The 16,265-nt window shown below is 62.7% G+C and carries 14 protein-coding genes; 8 read left to right on the top strand and 6 right to left on the bottom strand.

Annotated features, from left to right (window positions below):
* Nucleotides 1-8: 8 nt before the first annotated feature.
* Entirely contained in the window at nucleotides 9-827 is an 819-nt protein-coding gene (locus RBB29_RS04100) for an LOG family protein (RefSeq protein ID WP_306112906.1), read from the bottom strand.
* A 79-nt stretch (nucleotides 828-906) separates the two neighbouring features.
* On the opposite strand from RBB29_RS04100, the gene RBB29_RS04095 reads away from it, so the two are divergent.
* The 3 genes from RBB29_RS04095 (at nucleotide 907) to RBB29_RS04085 (ending at nucleotide 3,133) form a co-directional block, all read left to right on the top strand.
* The gene (locus tag RBB29_RS04095) at nucleotides 907-1,827 is read left to right on the top strand and encodes a threonine/serine dehydratase (RefSeq protein ID WP_306112905.1); all 921 of its coding nucleotides are present in this window, start codon (nucleotides 907-909) and stop codon (nucleotides 1,825-1,827) included.
* 153 nt (nucleotides 1,828-1,980) lie between these two features.
* Entirely contained in the window at nucleotides 1,981-2,808 is an 828-nt protein-coding gene (dapD, locus tag RBB29_RS04090) for a 2,3,4,5-tetrahydropyridine-2,6-dicarboxylate N-succinyltransferase (RefSeq protein ID WP_306112904.1), read from the top strand.
* Nucleotides 2,801-3,133: a hypothetical protein gene (locus RBB29_RS04085; protein ID WP_306112903.1), complete on the top strand. Its 333-nt coding sequence runs from the start codon at nucleotides 2,801-2,803 to the stop codon at nucleotides 3,131-3,133. Before dapD ends, RBB29_RS04085 begins: the two co-directional genes overlap by 8 nt.
* A 39-nt stretch (nucleotides 3,134-3,172) precedes the next feature.
* Here RBB29_RS04085 and RBB29_RS04080 read toward each other — a convergent pair whose 3' ends face one another.
* Nucleotides 3,173-4,252, bottom strand: coding sequence for a Hint domain-containing protein (locus RBB29_RS04080; protein ID WP_306112902.1), 1,080 nt, complete (start codon nucleotides 4,250-4,252; stop codon nucleotides 3,173-3,175).
* Between the two features lies 1 nt (nucleotide 4,253).
* Nucleotides 4,254-5,831 carry a Hint domain-containing protein gene (locus tag RBB29_RS04075; RefSeq protein ID WP_306112901.1) on the bottom strand — a complete coding sequence of 526 codons (1,578 nt, stop codon included), beginning with the start codon at nucleotides 5,829-5,831 and terminating at the stop codon, nucleotides 4,254-4,256.
* Between the two features lie 300 nt (nucleotides 5,832-6,131).
* Between RBB29_RS04075 and dapE the strand changes: the two genes are divergently transcribed.
* The 3 genes from dapE (at nucleotide 6,132) to rnr (ending at nucleotide 10,257) form a co-directional block, all read left to right on the top strand.
* Nucleotides 6,132-7,283 carry a succinyl-diaminopimelate desuccinylase gene (gene dapE / locus RBB29_RS04070; RefSeq protein ID WP_306112900.1) on the top strand — a complete coding sequence of 384 codons (1,152 nt, stop codon included), beginning with the start codon at nucleotides 6,132-6,134 and terminating at the stop codon, nucleotides 7,281-7,283.
* 4 nt (nucleotides 7,284-7,287) lie between these two features.
* Nucleotides 7,288-7,869, top strand: a complete 582-nt coding sequence (locus RBB29_RS04065) for a TIGR04282 family arsenosugar biosynthesis glycosyltransferase (RefSeq protein WP_306112899.1) — start codon at nucleotides 7,288-7,290, stop codon at nucleotides 7,867-7,869.
* Between the two features lie 135 nt (nucleotides 7,870-8,004).
* Nucleotides 8,005-10,257 carry a ribonuclease R gene (gene rnr / locus RBB29_RS04060; protein ID WP_306112898.1) on the top strand — a complete coding sequence of 751 codons (2,253 nt, stop codon included), beginning with the start codon at nucleotides 8,005-8,007 and terminating at the stop codon, nucleotides 10,255-10,257.
* Nucleotides 10,258-10,435: 178 nt separating this feature from the next.
* Here rnr and RBB29_RS04055 read toward each other — a convergent pair whose 3' ends face one another.
* The gene (locus tag RBB29_RS04055; RefSeq protein WP_306112897.1) at nucleotides 10,436-10,876 is read right to left on the bottom strand and encodes a DUF1801 domain-containing protein; all 441 of its coding nucleotides are present in this window, start codon (nucleotides 10,874-10,876) and stop codon (nucleotides 10,436-10,438) included.
* Nucleotides 10,877-10,929: 53 nt separating this feature from the next.
* Between RBB29_RS04055 and RBB29_RS04050 the strand changes: the two genes are divergently transcribed.
* The gene (locus RBB29_RS04050; RefSeq protein WP_306112896.1) at nucleotides 10,930-11,610 is read left to right on the top strand and encodes a YafY family protein; all 681 of its coding nucleotides are present in this window, start codon (nucleotides 10,930-10,932) and stop codon (nucleotides 11,608-11,610) included.
* 99 nt (nucleotides 11,611-11,709) lie between these two features.
* Entirely contained in the window at nucleotides 11,710-13,056 is a 1,347-nt protein-coding gene (locus RBB29_RS04045) for a lytic murein transglycosylase (RefSeq protein WP_306112895.1), read from the top strand.
* Nucleotides 13,057-13,319: 263 nt separating this feature from the next.
* Here RBB29_RS04045 and RBB29_RS04040 read toward each other — a convergent pair whose 3' ends face one another.
* Nucleotides 13,320-14,420, bottom strand: coding sequence for a mandelate racemase/muconate lactonizing enzyme family protein (locus RBB29_RS04040; protein WP_306112894.1), 1,101 nt, complete (start codon nucleotides 14,418-14,420; stop codon nucleotides 13,320-13,322).
* Between the two features lie 15 nt (nucleotides 14,421-14,435).
* On the bottom strand, nucleotides 14,436-16,070 hold the full coding sequence (locus RBB29_RS04035) for a GMC family oxidoreductase (protein ID WP_306112893.1): 1,635 nt from the start codon (nucleotides 16,068-16,070) through the stop codon (nucleotides 14,436-14,438).
* Between the last annotated feature and the right edge of the window lie 195 nt (nucleotides 16,071-16,265).

The raw sequence follows: 16,265 nt of genomic DNA, 5'->3' as shown, positions 1-16,265 counted from the left end.
CGGGAGGCTCAGGCCGGCTCTTCCCAGCCGTCGATAACCGCCATCGCCTCCTGCGCGGTTTCCACGAACCGGAACAGGTCGAGATCTTCGGGCGAGATGGTGCCTGCGTCCGACAGGGCTTCCCAGTTGATGATCGAGCGCCAGAACTTTTCGCCGAAGAGCAGAAATGGAACGCGATTCATGCGGTCGGTCTGGATCAGGGTGAGTGCCTCGAACATTTCATCCAGCGTACCGTAGCCGCCGGGAAAAACGCAGATCGCCCGCGCGCGCATCAGGAAGTGCATCTTGCGGATGGCGAAATAATGGAAATTGAAGCACAGGCCCGGGGTGACGTATTCATTCGGGGCCTGTTCATGGGGCAGGACGATGTTGAGGCCGATGGAATTGCCGCCCGCATCGGCGGCACCGCGGTTGCCAGCCTCCATCACGCCGGGGCCGCCGCCGGTTGCAACGACATATTCACGCCCGTAGCTCGCCATGGATTTTTCGGTCATCAGCCGGGCAAATTCGCGTGCTTCGTCGTAAAATTCAGACAGATCAGCGAGGGTTTTTGTACGCGCCTCGGATTTCTTGGTGGGGTCGGGGATGCGGGCGCCGCCGAAGAGGACAATCGTGCTTTCGATGCCGCGCTCGTTCAGGATCATCTCGGGTTTGAGCAGTTCCAGCTGCAGGCGCACGGGGCGTAATTCGTCCCGGCACATGAAGTCCAGATCGTTGAAGGCCAGGCGATAGGCCGGCGCGCGGGTCTGCGGCGTATCGGGGACCTGCTCGGCCGACGAGCGGTCGGAATGGGCGTCACGGAACTGGCTGCGGCGATCATCTTTCATATGCGGCATATCCTTGCTTGGGTATGGTTAACAAGGCGTATAGGAACGGGTCTGAATTGACCAGCGAAAGGGGCGTGGCATGGATTGGAAAACCTTGATCGGCGCGGCAGGTGACCGGATTGGTGGCCATGTACGGCGGACCCCGGTGATCGAGGTCGCGGTACCCGGTATTGCCCAGCCTGTGGCCCTGAAGCTCGAACAGATGCAGCATACCGGCAGTTTCAAGGCCCGGGGCGCGTTCAACACGCTTCTGAGTGAGCCGGTGCCGGAGGCGGGTCTTGTTGCGGCCAGTGGTGGCAATCACGGGGCCGCGGTGGCTTTTGCAGCGCAACAATTGGGCCACACCGCACAGATTTTCGTGCCGGAAATGGCGGGGCCTGCGAAAATCGCGCTGATCGAACGGACGGGTGCAAAGCTCACCGTTGTTCAGGGCGAATACGCCAATGCCCTGGCGCAGGCGCGCGAGGTCGAGGAGCGCCGTGGTGCGATGCAGGTCCATGCCTATGACGCCCCGGCGACCGTGGCCGGTCAGGGGACCTGCATGGCGGAATGGGAGGATCAGGGGCTTGAGGCCGATACCGTGTTGATTGCCGTTGGCGGTGGCGGGTTGATTGCGGGCGCGATGGCCTGGCTTGACGGGCGGCGCAAGGTTGTGGCCGTTGAGCCGGAAGGGGCCTCTGCGCTGCATGCGGCACTCTTTGCGAGCGGCCCGGTGGATGTGGAGGTTTCGGGGGTGGCGGCGAATGCCCTGGGCGCGCGGCGGATTGGTGATATCTGTTTCGAGCTTGCATCACGGCAACAGGTGTCATCGGTCCTCGTGAGTGATGATGCGATCATCGGTGCACAGCGATGGCTTTGGCAGGAGCTGCGCCAGTTGGTTGAACCGGCGGGTGCGGCGGCATTGGCGGCGTTGCTTTCCGGCGTTTATGTCCCGGAGCCGGAGGAACGGGTGGCGGTCCTGGTTTGTGGTGGGAACGTGGCGCCCGACCCGGTGGGGTGAAAGGCGCGCTCGGGCGCGTCCCGCCCACCCACCTCCGCGCCCTCACGCGCCTTTGCTGGCGCGATTGGCATCTGCCACGTCGCATTGCGCATCGCGCGTCCACGTCATATAGGCGATTGCGAGATCTGAAAGTTGACCCAAGGGAGGCCACCCATGTCGAATGCCCAGCTTGAACAAGCCATCGAAGCCGCGTGGGATGCGCGCGATACAATCACGACGGCGACGACCGGGGAAGTCCGCGACGCGATCGAGGATACGTTGCATGCGCTCGACAGCGGCACGTTGCGCGTGGCGGAGCGGCGCGAGAATGGCGACTGGCATGTGAACCAATGGGCCAAGAAGGCGGTTTTGCTGTCCTTCCGGCTGAATGATATGGCCATTATCGAGGGCGGCCCCGACAATGCCGGTTGGTGGGACAAGGTGCCGTCAAAATTCGATGGCTGGTCCGAAGATCAATGGCGCAGCGCCGGTTTCCGTGCCGTGCCGGGATCCATCGTGCGCCGGTCGGCTTTCGTTGCGCCGGGCGTGGTGCTGATGCCCTCTTTCGTCAACATCGGTGCCTATGTGGATGAGGGCTCGATGGTGGACGGTTGGGCCACGGTGGGAAGCTGCGCCCAGATTGGCAAGAACGTACACCTTTCCGGCGGTGTCGGCATCGGCGGTGTGCTGGAGCCGATGCAGGCGGGCCCGACGATCATCGAAGATAACTGCTTTATCGGCGCACGCTCGGAAGTGGTCGAAGGTTGCATCGTGCGCGAAGGATCCGTCCTCGGCATGGGTGTCTTCATTGGCCAGTCCACCAAGATCGTCGATCGTGAAACGGGCGACGTGTTCTATGGCGAGGTGCCGCCCTATTCGGTCGTCGTCGCGGGGTCCATGCCCACAAAGAATAACATCAGCCTCTATTGCGCGGTGATCGTGAAGCGTGTGGATGAAAAGACCCGTTCGAAGACCGGGATCAACGAGCTTCTGCGTGACTGACAAACCCAAGAAGAAATCGCGCCAGCAGGTCTATACCCTGCTGGTCGAAATCGGCCGCAAGGAGGGCGACGGGCTTGCCGATAAGGCCACCGGTGCGGCGCTTGTGGTTTACGCCAGCGGCGTGGATGAGGCCGAGGCGGTGCGCGAGACCGTTGCGATCCTGAAACAGGCCGATACGGCACCGCTCGACGTGTCGGGCTATGGCACGTTGGACGAACGCCTGGCTGAGGGCCATGAGATCTGCGACGAAGAACGCGATCTGATGCAGCGCGCGTTGGATGAAAACGCGGTGATCGTGGCGCAGGTGACCCCGTTTTTTGATTGAGAGGCCCGAGTCGCGGGCATAGGCCTCTTGCGGCCTGCTTCAGGCGGCTCGGTGCATGGCCAGTGTAATCGCCTCGAAGGGTTTCAGGACCGGCCAGATCGGTTTGGGATGTTCGGGAAGCTGGAACCGGTCGATGCCCGCGAGAACGCTGGCGGCGAGAGCTTCTGGCTTGCGGCGCAGCCGGCCAATGTAGAGGCTTTCGACCGGGCATCCAGCGGCCAGGATTTCCTCGTGGCCGGGAAGGAGGATATGGTGGTAGGTCACCAGATCGGGACTATCGGCGAAGAAGGTCGATACCCCGTTTACGAGGTGACGCGCCGGGATCAGGACGGCCTCCTTGCCGAACATGTATTCCACCTCGCTGCCGCTCATGACCAGCCGCTGTTGCGGGGCAACGACGATATCACGTACGAGGCCGAAATAGGGCGCGCGGATCAGAACGGGGCAAAAACTCCCGCGGGCGGGAACAGTGCGTCGCACCGTGTGCAGCACCGGCACCTGTTCACCCGTGGCCGTTTCGACAAGATCACCCCGGCGCAGACGGTCGGCATAGGCGGGGCCGTTTGGCGTGGCGACCTGTATGGAGCCGGTCAGGCCGGGCATGGGTCCGACCGGTTCGACCTCGGACGAGATGGCCAGGAAATCGACCTCGGCATGCAGGTCGCGTTGTGTCGATTCCATGATCATCGCCCGCAGATCCGTCATCGCGATCGCTTGTGGCGGCGCGAAGGCGATGGTCCGCATCCTGTCGGTTTCGGGCTGCTCCAGCGTCAGCTGCGCCCGGTTGCCGGGGATGTCCCAGCAATAACTCAGCCGGATCTTGTCGGTGCGGCTGTTTGGATCATGCGCCAGGGTTGCATGGCGAATGTCATCGCCGTCCCGGTCGATCAGAACGATGCTGCCACCGGGCAGCATCTGAAGCGAAAAACTTCCCGGTCCGGCACCGCGCCGGTGAAACTCCAGAAGGGTCTGGGGCTTCTTGTCGGCAGACAGGCTGGTTTCCAGCATCAGCGTTCCCCGCGGCAGCGTGGTGCCCTGTGCGCCGCCGCGCGCTTCTTTGCCGAGGCCGCCCGCGTCAAAAATGGCGCCGTTCCGGTCGGCGATGCCAATCCATCCCATCTCAGGCGGCCCTCGCCCGTGACATGAGCAACTGCGCCTCGTAGCGTTTCAACGTACGTCGGGCCGCGGGGCTGTACCCGGCGCCGGTTTCGGGGTCGATTTCGGGGAAGAGCGTGCAGATTTCCTCCACGATCTCGGCTTCGAAACTCTTGGCGGTCTGTGGCCCGGGCAGGAAACTCTCCGTCTCAAGACCTTCGGAAAAGACGACCTGATGACGATCAAAGAGGATGTGCACGTAATCCACCATCCCGCCTTCGACCCGTCGCACGCTTCGATCATTGACGAGGTCGCGCGCCGCGACGAGCACTTCGGCTTCGCCAAACAGAAGCTCTGCCAGGCTGTCGCGGATCAGAACGCGGTGCAGCGGTGAAAGAAGCAGTTCGCGGTGTGTGCCGAAAGTGTTTTGTGCAATGCGGATGGGGGCAAAGTCACCCGCGGCTTCAACCCGCCGCTGCCCAATCCAGCGCAGGGGTTGTGGGCCGTCATCCTGCGTCATCACCAGGTCACCGGGTGCCAGCGTCTCGACCGGCGTCTCGCCGTCCGGGGTCCGGATCAATGTCCCCGCGACAAAGCACGGGATGGAGGACACGGTCACAAAGCCGACATCGGTGCTTCCGGTCGAGCTGGACACTTCGTAGGTGAACGAGAAATCCTCGATATCGCCATCGCCAACCATGGTGATCGTGCCGTTGGCATTCAGCGTGATCTGCTGACCGGTGGACAGGGTCACGACCGATCCGGTGGTCACGGCCTGTCCGTTGATTTCGGTGATGGTTAGCGTGCCACCGGTATTGTTGATGTCGTTGGCCAGAAGATCCAGCGTCTTACTGCCGGTCGGAAAGAGGTTCGACGTGTCATCGGTCGCGACCAGCGTGGTCTGGATGCTGTCCCCAGCAATCAGAAGCGTTGAATCGTACCGGTTGTCGGCCACGTCCGCGATACCGATCCGGATCGAATTGAGCTGCCCGGAATTCACCGGGATGGTCAGGGTCATGGTGACGGTAAACCCGTCCATCTCGGTGTTGAACTGATCGGCAGTGTTGTCGATGAAGAGGTTGCTGTTGTTGCCGGAATTGAGGTTGTTTGGGTCGATATCGCCATCGCCGACGGCAAGATCGACCTGATTGCCGTTGATCCAGACGCCGACAAAATCCTGGAATTGGCCATTGGTGAACTCGGGGTATTCCTCGGACGCAAAGACGAATTGCATCGTCATCACGTCGCCCGTGGGGATGAAATCGACATCGAGGTAAGAGGCGTCGAACGTGCTGGTTCCGGCGGCGGCATTGAAGGTGGGATCGTTGTTGGGGCCACTGGAGCCGGTCGTCGTGCCGGTATTCAGGTTGGATTGCGAGGCGTTGTTCGTGAAGCCGCGCAGGTCGCCGGTGGAAAACAGGACGCCGCTGTCGCCAGGCGTGACGCCGGGCGAAATCGCGTCGCCACTCGTGTAGATGCCCGACGAATCCTGATCGCCGGTATACGACGCGCCGACAATCGTGACGCCATCGCCAAAGATTTCCTGCGCCATCTGCGTCGCAGTGGCACCCCTGTTGATCGGTAACTCTGTACCTGCAACCATTTACTGCCCCAACCCACCGTTGGAGACAGCGCAAAACGCCAGCGCAGCGGGGTTTTCCCCGCCTTGTTTTTATGGACAAATTGCTTGTCCGCTCGATATCGGGCCTTTTGCGGCCCTGCTGATTTTGCCCTGCCTCGGGTCTTTTATCGAGAGTTGGTTAGCAAGAAAAAGCGCGTCTGTTAAGAAATTTTCCTTTTGTTTGGAATGACGTGCGCGGGGTGCGACTTTTCTGCGGCATTTGCGCTTTGGTGCAAAGCGCGCTAGGCCCGCATTGAGTGTCTCCAAGACCCGTGAGGAACCATGCCAGATAGCCCCACTGATCCCGTTGCGCTGACTGCTGAACTGGTGCGCTGTCCTTCGATCACGCCCGAAGAGGGCGGCGCGCTTGTTGTGTTGGCGGATTTGCTGACGGCTGCCGGGTTTACCTGTACCCGGGTGGATCGCGGCGGGGTGTCGAACCTCTTTGCCCGCTGGGGTGAAAAGGGCGCGGCGAGGACATTCGGCTTCAACGGTCATACGGACGTCGTACCCCTGGGCGACGAGGCGGCGTGGTCGATGCCGCCATTCGGAGCCGAAATCAGGGACGGGTATCTGTGGGGCCGTGGCGCCACGGACATGAAGTCAGGCGTGGCCGCCTTTGCAGCCGCCGCCGTGGATTTCGTGCGCGATACGCCCCCTGACGGGGCCGTGATCCTGGCGATTACCGGTGATGAGGAGGGCGATGCCGAGGATGGGACAACGGCGCTGCTGGACTGGATGGCGCAGGAGGGCGAGGCGATGGATGTCTGCCTTGTCGGCGAACCGACCTGCCCCGACAAGATGGGCGAGATGATCAAGATAGGACGGCGCGGGTCGCTCTCGGCCTGGTTCACCATCACCGGTGTGCAGGGGCATTCCGCCTATCCGCACCGCGCCTGCAACCCGCTGCCGGCCATGGCGCGGCTGATGGACCGGTTGTCCTGCCATGTGCTGGACACGGGCACGGATCATTTCGATCCTTCGACGCTAGCCGTTGTCACGATCGACACGGGAAACCCGGCCACGAATGTGATCCCGGCGGAGTGCCGTGCGACCGTCAACATCCGGTTCAACGATGCCCATACGGGTGCGGGCCTATCGGATTGGCTCCGGGGAGAGCTGGACAAGGTTGTGGCGGAGTTCGGCGTCAAAGGCGATGTGCAGATCAAGATCTCGGGCGAGAGTTTCCTGACGCCGCCTGGGCCGTTGTCGGACCTTGTGACCGCGGCGGTGGAGGCGGAAACAGGCATCGCGCCGGTTCTTTCGACCACCGGTGGCACGTCGGATGCGCGCTTTGTCAAGGATCATTGCCCGGTGGTGGAATTCGGTCTTGTGGGCGAGACCATGCACCAGGTGGACGAGCGTGTGGCGGTCGACCAGATCGGGCAGCTCAAGGCGATCTATACCCGCATCCTGCGCGACTATTTCGGCTGAGGCGATGCGCCCGACGCTGGTTGTCATGCTGAAAGAGCCGCGCCCAGGCCGGGTCAAGACACGGCTGGGGCGTGACATCGGCATGGTGGGTGCGGCGTGGTGGTTCCGGCATCAGGTGAGGCGATTGCTGCGCGAGGTCGAGGATCCGCGCTGGCGGCTGGTGCTGGCCGTGGCGCCGGATGTGGCCGGGATGACATCGCGGGTCTGGCCCGGGCATCTGTCGCGGGTGCCGCAGGGACAAGGTGATCTGGGCGCGCGGATGGCGCGGCTGATGCGGGGTCTGCCGCCGGGGCCGGTGTGCATCGTCGGCGGCGATATTCCAGGGGTACGGAAAGCGCATATTGTGCGGGCCTTTCGGGAATTGGGTGGTCATGAGGCGGTCTTTGGTCCGGCGCCGGATGGGGGGTATTGGCTGGTAGGGTTGAAGCGTGTGCGGGTGCCGGAGACGCTTTTCGACAATGTCCGCTGGTCGTCGGAGCATGCGTTATCGGACAGTATGGCGAGCCTTGGGGCCGCGCGTGTTGCGCTGGTGGATACGCTCGGTGATATCGACACAGTGGATGATCTTCGCGGCGCTGTTCCCTAGAGGAGTTCGCTTCGCTCACGCCGGTCAGTTTTGCGCTCAGGGCGCGCAGCCCTTGGGGTTTCACCCCAAACCCCGGTCCAGGCGCTACCGTTTTCGCGTGTGGTGCGCCCGGGGCAATCATGTTACCTCGGCAGGATGAGTAACATGCCCTCCAAGGACGAGATCCTGCAATGGATTTCGGATAACCCGACCCAGACGTCGAAACGTGACATCGCCCGTGCTTTTGGCATCAAGGGGGCGGCACGGATAGATCTCAAGCGTCTGCTCAAGGAGCTTGAGGCCGAGGGGCATTTGCAGAAGCGCAAGAAGACCTATCGCGACCCTGACAAGCTGCCGCCGGTGGCGGTATTGCAGGTGGCGGAGGTTACACCCGACGGCGACCTGATGGCGCGGGCGATGGAATGGCAAGGCGAGGGGGATGCACCGCTGGTGTCGATTGTTGCCCGAGCGAGTGATCCGGCGATGGCGCCGGGGGATCGCATTCTGGCGCGTCTGACCGCCGTTCAGGGGGAGACGTATCAGTATGAGGGTCGGTTGATCCGGCGGATCGGGACCAATCCGCTCAAACTGCTCGGTGTCTTTCGTAAACGCACCGAGGGCGGGCGGATAGTGCCCATCGACAAGGGTGACGGCAAGGAATGGGAGGTCCTTGGCGACGCCACCGGTGGGGCGAAGGATGGCGAGTTGGTTGAGGCGGAGCAGGCAGGGCCGAAAGGCCGGATGGGTCTTCCCCGTGCCCGCGTGGTGCAGCGACTCGGTGATCCGACCGCGCCGAAAGCGGTTTCACTTATTGCCATTCATCAGCACGGCATCCCGGACGATTTTCCCGACGAGGTGATTGCCGAAGCCGACAAGATGAAACCCGCGGGCCTCAAGGGGCGTGATGATTTGCGGGACATGCCGCTTATCACCATCGACCCGGCGGATGCACGCGACCATGACGATGCCTGCTGGGCTCATGCGGATGACGACCCGAAGAACGAGGGCGGGCATGTGATCTGGGTCGCGATTGCGGATGTGGCGCATTACGTGACTTCGGGAAGCGCGCTGGACCGGGAGGCGCGCAAGCGGGGCAATTCCAGCTATTTCCCGGACCGGGTTGTGCCGATGTTGCCGGACCGGTTATCGGGCGATCTCTGCTCGCTCCACGAAGGTGTGCCGCGCGCCTGCATCGCCGTGCGGATGCAGATCAACGCTTTTGGTGAGAAGATCGGGCACCGGTTTGTGCGCGGGTTGATGCGTTCGCCTGCGTCGCTCAACTACCGCGAGGTGCAGGAGGCGATGGATGGGGCGCCGAACGAGAAATGTGCGCCGCTGATGGACGATGTGATCCGGCCGCTTTACGCCGCTCATGAGGCGCTGAAGCAGGCCCGGAAAACGCGGCAACCGCTGGAGCTTGAACTGCCGGAGCGCAAGGTGGAGTTGAGTGACGAGGGTGAGGTTCTGAGTGTCAATTTCACCGACCGGCTGGACGCGCACAAGCTCATCGAAGAATTCATGGTCCTGGCCAATGTCGCGGCCGCCGAGACGCTGATTGCGAAGAAGTCTCCGCTTCTTTTCCGGGTCCATGAGGAGCCGCCGCCTGAAAAGCTCGACAGTCTGCGGGAGGTGGCCGAGGCCGCCGGGCTGGTGCTGGCCAAGGGGCAGGTGCTCAAGACAGCGCATCTCAATGCGCTTCTGCGGGCCGCGCAGGACACGGATCACGCGGAGCAGATCAACATGTCCACCCTGCGCGCGATGACGCAGGCCTATTACGCGCCGTCGAATTTCGGGCATTTCGGGCTGGCACTGCAGGCTTACGCGCATTTCACCTCGCCCATTCGCCGCTATGCGGACCTGATCGTGCATCGCGCGCTGATCTCGGCCCATGGCTGGGGTGAGGATGGTCTGAGCCACGACGATCAGGAACGGCTTGACGGCACGGCGGCCCATATCAGCGATACCGAACGGCGATCCATGATGGCTGAGCGGGACACGAATGACCGTTATCTCGCAGCGTTCCTGTCCGAACGGGTGGGGGATGAATTCACCGGGCGGATCAGCGGCGTGGCCAAGTTCGGCGCTTTCGTGCGGTTGGATGAAACCGGGGCGGACGGGCTTATCCCGGTGCGCTCGCTGGGGCGAGAGTTTTTCAATTTTGATCGGGATGCGGCGACGCTGACCGGATCGGATACGGGTGTCGAAATCGGATTGGGTCAGCGCGTGACCGTGCGCCTGGCCGAGGCGGCGCCGGTGACCGGGGGGCTGGCGCTGGACCTCATCAGTATTGATGGCAAGGCCATGCCAAAATCCGGATCGGGCCGGCGGGGGCGTCCGGTCAAGCGGCAGTTGACCAAGGCGAAACGCAAATCGGACAAGGCGAAGCGCAAGGTCAAGCGGCGGCGTTGAGCCGTGGTTTTTGGGTGCGGCTTGCCGGTCTACCTGTTCAAACACCGCTAAAGGTGAACACCTGCCAGACGCCGCCTGGTCGAAGGGCGTATTGGCTACCTGCGGCACCGCCATCGACCCATTGATGTGCCGCGCCAGGTAAAGACGTCGCCATAGGTGTGATTTGTCGCTCCAGTGACTAGGCCCGCGCCGGTTTCAGGTGATAGGTCAGCGCATGGCGGATCAGGTGGGAGAGGCGTTCTGGCTCGATTTGCGCCACTTCATCGAACAGAATCGCGCGGTTCCCGTCGATCCTGTCCCATCCGGCGAAAGCCTGCGCATAGCTGGCGATAATCGTGCTTTGGCAATGGGCGAAAAGGGCGAAAGTGGCATCCTTGTGCGGCCCCAGCCGGAGGGTTGAGCCCACACGTGCGGGCGTCAGGTATGCCGGCTGACCCCACCGCAGGGTTTCCGCCAACGGTTGGGCCTGCGGAACGCCCTCGGCGACCTGGAAAATCAGCTCCCTCAGGCGTAACACGCCTTCCCGCACGGGCGGCTGATAGCCTGAAATGATCTGGCCGACATCAGGTGGCAGGGCGGGCGTGGTCATGATCTCTCTCGCGCTGAAGTCAAAACTCATCTAGCATCTGATAATGACAGTAATTGTCAGGATACCCGAAGATACTCCACATCATGACACGCACACATCGCCTTTTCCAACTGATGCAGGCCCTGCGCAACACGGCCCCGCCCGCAACGGCGGCGGGACTTGCGCAAACGCTCGGAGTGACGCCCCGAACGATCTACCGCGATATCGAGGGGTTGCGCAGCCTGGGCGCGGTAATCGACGGGGCCGCGGGATTTGGCTACACGCTGATCGAAGACGCGGCGCTGCCGCCGCTTAGTTTTGCGGATGAGGAACTTGAGGCGCTGGTTCTGGGCCTGCGTGAAGTCGGCGAGGTCGGTGATCCGGCGCTGGCGAAGGCAGCCAGCTCTGCCATGTCCAAGCTGCGCGCGCGCTTGCCCGCGAGCCAGGCGCATCGGCTGGAACATGCGGTGTTGACCGCTCGGCGTTTCGCTCCGCTGCCGGAGCCGGGCATTGACGTCACGCAACTGCGCCAGGCCGCATGGGACGAACGCACCATCCGGTTCGACTATTCCGATGTGGAGGCGCGCCAGACCACGCGCAGCGTCGATCCGCTTTCGATCGTCTATATGCAGGCGTCGCATTGCCTTTTGGCCTGGTGCCACTTGCGGCAGGATTTTCGCGCCTTCAGGCTGGATCGGATGCGTAACCTGGACGTGACCGAGGCCTCCTTCCGCCCGCGCCGGGTACCGCTTCTGCGGGAGTGCCTGGCGCAGATGTGCGCGTAAGTCCGGCATCTCGGCAGAACCTTGCACCTTTGCGTGATGAAACCTTTTGATTTGTCCCGGTTCAGAGTATGTTTGGGAAAAACAATAAGGGGCCGGGCAATGCACAAACGTGTTCTAGTGGCCGCAATCGCAGGCACATCAATTGGAATTTCGGCGCTGGCAGCGGCGCCGGTGGAAACGTCGCTGAGGCCGCAATTGCGCCCCGGCACGATGAGTTCGGACGCGGTTGTCATCAGTGTGGATCTGCCGGTGCGGAGCTTGCGTCCGGTGGCGCGCCCGGCGGTCGGCGCGGCAAGCGATGGCGACGTCAAGGTTATCAAGGTTGCCACCTCGAACCCGGCCTTTGACCGCTGGATCAGCAGCTTTCGCGGGCGCGCGGTGAATGCGGGGATCACGGGCCGGACCTTTGATCGGGCGTTTGCGGGCGTGCAATACAATCCGGACGTCATCAAAAAGGACCGCAACCAGGCGGAGTTCAAACGCCAGATCTGGGATTACCTCGACAGCGCCACCTCGCCGCCAAGGGTGGATGGCGGCAAGAAGGGGCTGCGCAAGCATCGCCGTGCCCTGACCCGGATCGAAGAGCGGTATGGTGTCGAAAAAGAGGTTGTTGTCGCGGTCTGGGGGCTGGAGAGTTTCTATGGCACCCGCAAGGGCGATACGCCGTTGATCGGCGCCCTCGCCACGCTGGCCTTTGACGGGCGGCGCGGGGCGTTTTTTGAAAAGCAACTGATCGCCGCGCTCAAGATCATCCAGTCCGGCGATGTGGCGCCACTCAACATGACCGGCTCCTGGGCGGGCGCGATGGGTCATACGCAGTTTATCCCGACCTCCTACCTGGCCTATGCGGTCGACTTCACCGGGGATGGCAAACGTGACATCTGGTCGGATGATCCAACCGATGCGCTGGCGTCGACGGCCGCCTATCTGAAGCGGTTTGGCTGGCGCAAGGGCATGCCATGGGGTGTCGAGGTGCGGGTGCCGCGCGGGGTGAAGCCTGGCGGGACCAAGCGGATGCCGTCGAACTGGGCCACGCGAGGCGTCGTCGGCATGGACGGCAAGCCGGTGCGCGATTACGGCTCGGCACGAATTCTGCAACCGGCGGGACCGAATGGCGCGTCCTTCATGGTCTTTGCCAATTTCGATGTGATCAAACGCTACAACAATGCCGATGCCTATGCGATTGGCGTCGGTCACCTGTCAGACCGGATCGCGGGTGGACCGGAAATTCAGGCGAGTTGGCCGAGGGGGTACACCCCTGTGACGTTTGAGCAGCGCAAGGAGATCCAACGCCTGCTGAAACGGCGTGGCTACAAGCTCGAAAAGATCGACGGGATCATCGGTCCCAACAGTTCCAAGGCGATCCGGCATTTCCAGCAATCGGTTGGTGCAAAACCAGATGGGTATGCCTCGAAAGAAGTGCTGCAACTTCTCAAGACGCGGTAGTCGCGAATGTTAGATCGGTCAAAAAGTTAAGAGAGCCCTTAGTCGACACATCCCGCGCGCGGAATCAAGGCGCGCAGCGCCGCCGCGCGATCGCCAGACCGCCCGCAAGGGCTGGCGATTGGGAGAGGTTGCGAACTGATCAGAGGTTTTCCGGACTCGGCAGAGATAAAGCGCGTTTGACAACGGTTGATCGCCACCCCGCGGTCTGGCAATCGCGCGGCCTATTCGTAAGCCTTCGCTAGGTCTCGAAAAGCAAAAGTCGGTCAATCCAGCTCAGAGCACTGATAGTGTGAGCGCGCCAGCCATTCAGGGCTGACCTCCACCCCCCAGCCGGGGCGATCCGTGACGCGGGCGTGGCCGTTTTCGATGCCATAGGGATCTTCGACGAAAAGGCCCTCCTGCCACGGGTAGTAATCCGCACCCTCGATGGAAAACTCCAGGTACTTGCCCGCATTCGGGATCGCCCTGAGCAGGTGCATCGTAAAGAGCGTGACCAGCGACAGGTTCGCGCAATGCGGCGTGATCGGTAGGCCCGCCGCCTCGGCCATCCTGCAGACCCGCAAGGTCCGGGCGATGCCGCCCAGGTAGAGAATGTCGGGCTGGGCGATATTCACAGCGCGCATGTCGATCATCCGTTTCCAGGTTGGCAGGTCGCAATCCTGCTCACCGCCGGTCACGTCGATCTCAAGCGCGTCGGTGACTTCCTTAGTCTGCTCCAGCTCCCAATAGGGGCAGGGTTCCTCGTAATGGCCAAACCCTTGATCCTGCAGCATATGCCCCACCTCGATGGCACGTGCGGGCGCATAGCAGGAATTCGCGTCGATGAGCAGATCAGCATCAGGCAGCGCCTTTCGCATCGCCGGAATGATCTCTTCGGTGCGGCCGGGCCATTCGTCCTGCCCGCGGCCCACCTCGGCACCCGCGCGGACCTTGAAGGCGGTGAACCCTTTTTCGCCGGCCAGACGCTGCATCCGCGCGGCCTCGTCCGCGGGGGTGATGTCGCGCTTCATCGAACTGGCATAGGCGCGTATTGTCCCCGCTGAGCCGCTCAGCAATTCGGCCACCGGCTTGCCGGCCAGCTTGCCTCGCAGATCCCAGATCGCCGTGTCCAGCCCGCCCATTGCGCGGCGCAGGTAGGAGCCGGGGAACTTGTGTTCACGCTCCGCGACCAGATCCAGCAGATCGTCCAGTTCGGACGCATCCTTGCCGAGAACCCAGGGCGCCACCTGCCGGTGCAACACCTGGCAGGTGATGTCGGAATGATAGGTGGAAACTTGCCCCCATCCCTGGTTGCCATCCTGATCGGTGACCCGAACGAACCCCACGAATTCATTGGTAAATGTCTCGATACGGATCGGTGTCATGCTGGTGGCTCTCCCTTATGCGTTGTCTTCGAGTATCATATCGGCAGCCTTCTCGCCTACCATGATTGCCGGGGCGTTCGTGTTGCCCGACGGAATGATCGGAAAGATCGACGCATCGGCCACCCGCAGCCCCGCGATCCCATGCACCCGCAGGCGCGCATCGACCACGGATTTCCCGGCGTCATCCCCCATCCGGCAGGTGCCGCAGGGGTGGAACACCGTCCAGGCATTGTCGCGCGCATAGGCGGTGAAATCCGCGTCCGTGGTCATGGCGGGACCCGGGGCAATCTCGGCGTCGATCACGTCGGCAAGTGCGGGGGCGCTGGCGATCCGGCGGATCAGGTGCATGCCGTCGATGGCCGCCTGCCGATCTTCGTCCGTCGAGAGGTAATTCGGGTGGATCTCCGGTTCCGCGAACGGATCGGCGGAGGAGATATGCAGTTGTCCGCGGCTGGAGGGCCGGCATTGGTTGAAGCCCAGCAGGAACCCGGGAAACGGGTCAGGGGTCATCAGGGGGCGCTTGCCCACCGGCGCGCGGGTATAGCTCAGCGGCGAGAAGTAAAGCTGCTGATCGGGCCGTCCGGTGCCGGGACGGGTCCGGACAAAGCCGCCGCCCTGATTGACGCTGAGGCTGAGCGGTCCGCTGCGTTTTAGCAGGTATTCAAAGGCCACGCGCGCCCGTCCGGTCCAGGGGCGCAGAACCTGGTTTAAGGTGGGCACTTTTGCGCGGTAAAGGCCGTCCAGGCCCGCGTGGTCCTGCAGGTTTTCGCCCACATGCGGCGCGTCGTGCCGGACTTCGATGCCCATCGCGCGGAGCAGATCACCGTTGCCGATGCCGGAGCGTTCAAGGATCATTGGGCTGCTGACGGCCCCGGCGGCAAGGATCACCTCGCGCCCGGCACGGATGGTCACATCGCGGCCCTTCTGACGATAGGTGAGCCCTGTCACGCGCTTGCCCTCGAAAGTCAGCCCGAGGACATGTGCGTGCAATGCCACCGTCAGGTTTGGCCGCTTCATTGCCGGACGCAGGTAGCAGGTGGCGGTCGAGGCGCGCAGGCCGTTGCGGGTTGTGATCTGATAGATCATCGCGCCCATCATCGACTGGCCGTTATAGTCGGGGTTGGTGGGGATGCCGACCTGTGCTGCGGCGCGCAGGTAGTTCTGACAAAGCGGATGCACGGCGCCGGTGATGTCCTGCACCGCAAGCGGCCCGTCGGTGCCACGAAACGCATCCTCACCGCCGGACCACGCTTCCATCCGGCGAAAGATGGGGGCCACGTCCTGCCAGGCCCAGCCCGGGGCATCCGCCGCCCAGTCGTCAAAATCCTCCGGGTGGCCCCGCACATAGACCATCGCGTTGATCGACGAGGAACCGCCGATCACCTTACCGCGCGGCCAGTAACTCTGCCGCCCGCCAAGGCCCGGCACCGGCTGCGTCGTGAATTTCCAGTTGATGCGCTTGTCGTAATAGGCCTTGCCATAGCCGATGGGCATCCGGATCCAGGGGTTGAGGTCGTTGCCCCCGGCTTCGATCAGCAGGACAGAATGACGCGCATCGGCGCTGAGCCGATTGGCCAGAACAGCTCCCGCCGATCCGGCACCGACGATGACGAAATCAAAGGTTTGGGCATCGTGGGTGTTGTCGGTCATGAGGCTCCACCGTCTTCATCCGGACAGTTAAGCCAAGGGGTGGGGTGGATTGGCAATCCCAAATACGCCCTAAGGGGGTCAATGCACGACCAAGGTATGCACCAACCGCCAGCAGGGGGCGGCATTGCGAGGTCAGATTTTCGGGGATGTTCGCGCCAGATTCTGGGTTCTGCAAGCTGACGCATCAGGTGGCGC

The sequence above is a fragment of the Roseovarius sp. MMSF_3359 genome (genome assembly GCF_030733385.1).
In the GTDB taxonomy this organism is placed as follows: domain Bacteria; phylum Pseudomonadota; class Alphaproteobacteria; order Rhodobacterales; family Rhodobacteraceae; genus Roseovarius.
The sequence above is the reverse complement of the archived record's forward strand: the minus strand, read 5'-3'. Positions and strand labels throughout refer to the sequence as shown.

What these genes read in the sequence shown, in the direction of transcription:
- RBB29_RS04100 (WP_306112906.1), bottom strand. Translation starts at nt 827, where the DNA reads ATGAAAGATGATCGCCGCAGCCAGTTCCGTGACGCCCATTCCGACCGC.
- RBB29_RS04095 (WP_306112905.1), top strand. Translation starts at nt 907, where the DNA reads ATGGATTGGAAAACCTTGATCGGCGCGGCAGGTGACCGGATTGGTGGC.
- dapD (WP_306112904.1), top strand. Translation starts at nt 1,981, where the DNA reads ATGTCGAATGCCCAGCTTGAACAAGCCATCGAAGCCGCGTGGGATGCG.
- RBB29_RS04080 (WP_306112902.1), bottom strand. Translation starts at nt 4,252, where the DNA reads ATGGGATGGATTGGCATCGCCGACCGGAACGGCGCCATTTTTGACGCG.
- RBB29_RS04075 (WP_306112901.1), bottom strand. Translation starts at nt 5,831, where the DNA reads ATGGTTGCAGGTACAGAGTTACCGATCAACAGGGGTGCCACTGCGACG.
- dapE (WP_306112900.1), top strand. Translation starts at nt 6,132, where the DNA reads ATGCCAGATAGCCCCACTGATCCCGTTGCGCTGACTGCTGAACTGGTG.
- RBB29_RS04065 (WP_306112899.1), top strand. Translation starts at nt 7,288, where the DNA reads ATGCGCCCGACGCTGGTTGTCATGCTGAAAGAGCCGCGCCCAGGCCGG.
- rnr (WP_306112898.1), top strand. Translation starts at nt 8,005, where the DNA reads ATGAGTAACATGCCCTCCAAGGACGAGATCCTGCAATGGATTTCGGAT.
- RBB29_RS04055 (WP_306112897.1), bottom strand. Translation starts at nt 10,876, where the DNA reads ATGAGTTTTGACTTCAGCGCGAGAGAGATCATGACCACGCCCGCCCTG.
- RBB29_RS04050 (WP_306112896.1), top strand. Translation starts at nt 10,930, where the DNA reads ATGACACGCACACATCGCCTTTTCCAACTGATGCAGGCCCTGCGCAAC.
- RBB29_RS04045 (WP_306112895.1), top strand. Translation starts at nt 11,710, where the DNA reads ATGCACAAACGTGTTCTAGTGGCCGCAATCGCAGGCACATCAATTGGA.
- RBB29_RS04040 (WP_306112894.1), bottom strand. Translation starts at nt 14,420, where the DNA reads ATGACACCGATCCGTATCGAGACATTTACCAATGAATTCGTGGGGTTC.
- RBB29_RS04035 (WP_306112893.1), bottom strand. Translation starts at nt 16,070, where the DNA reads ATGACCGACAACACCCACGATGCCCAAACCTTTGATTTCGTCATCGTC.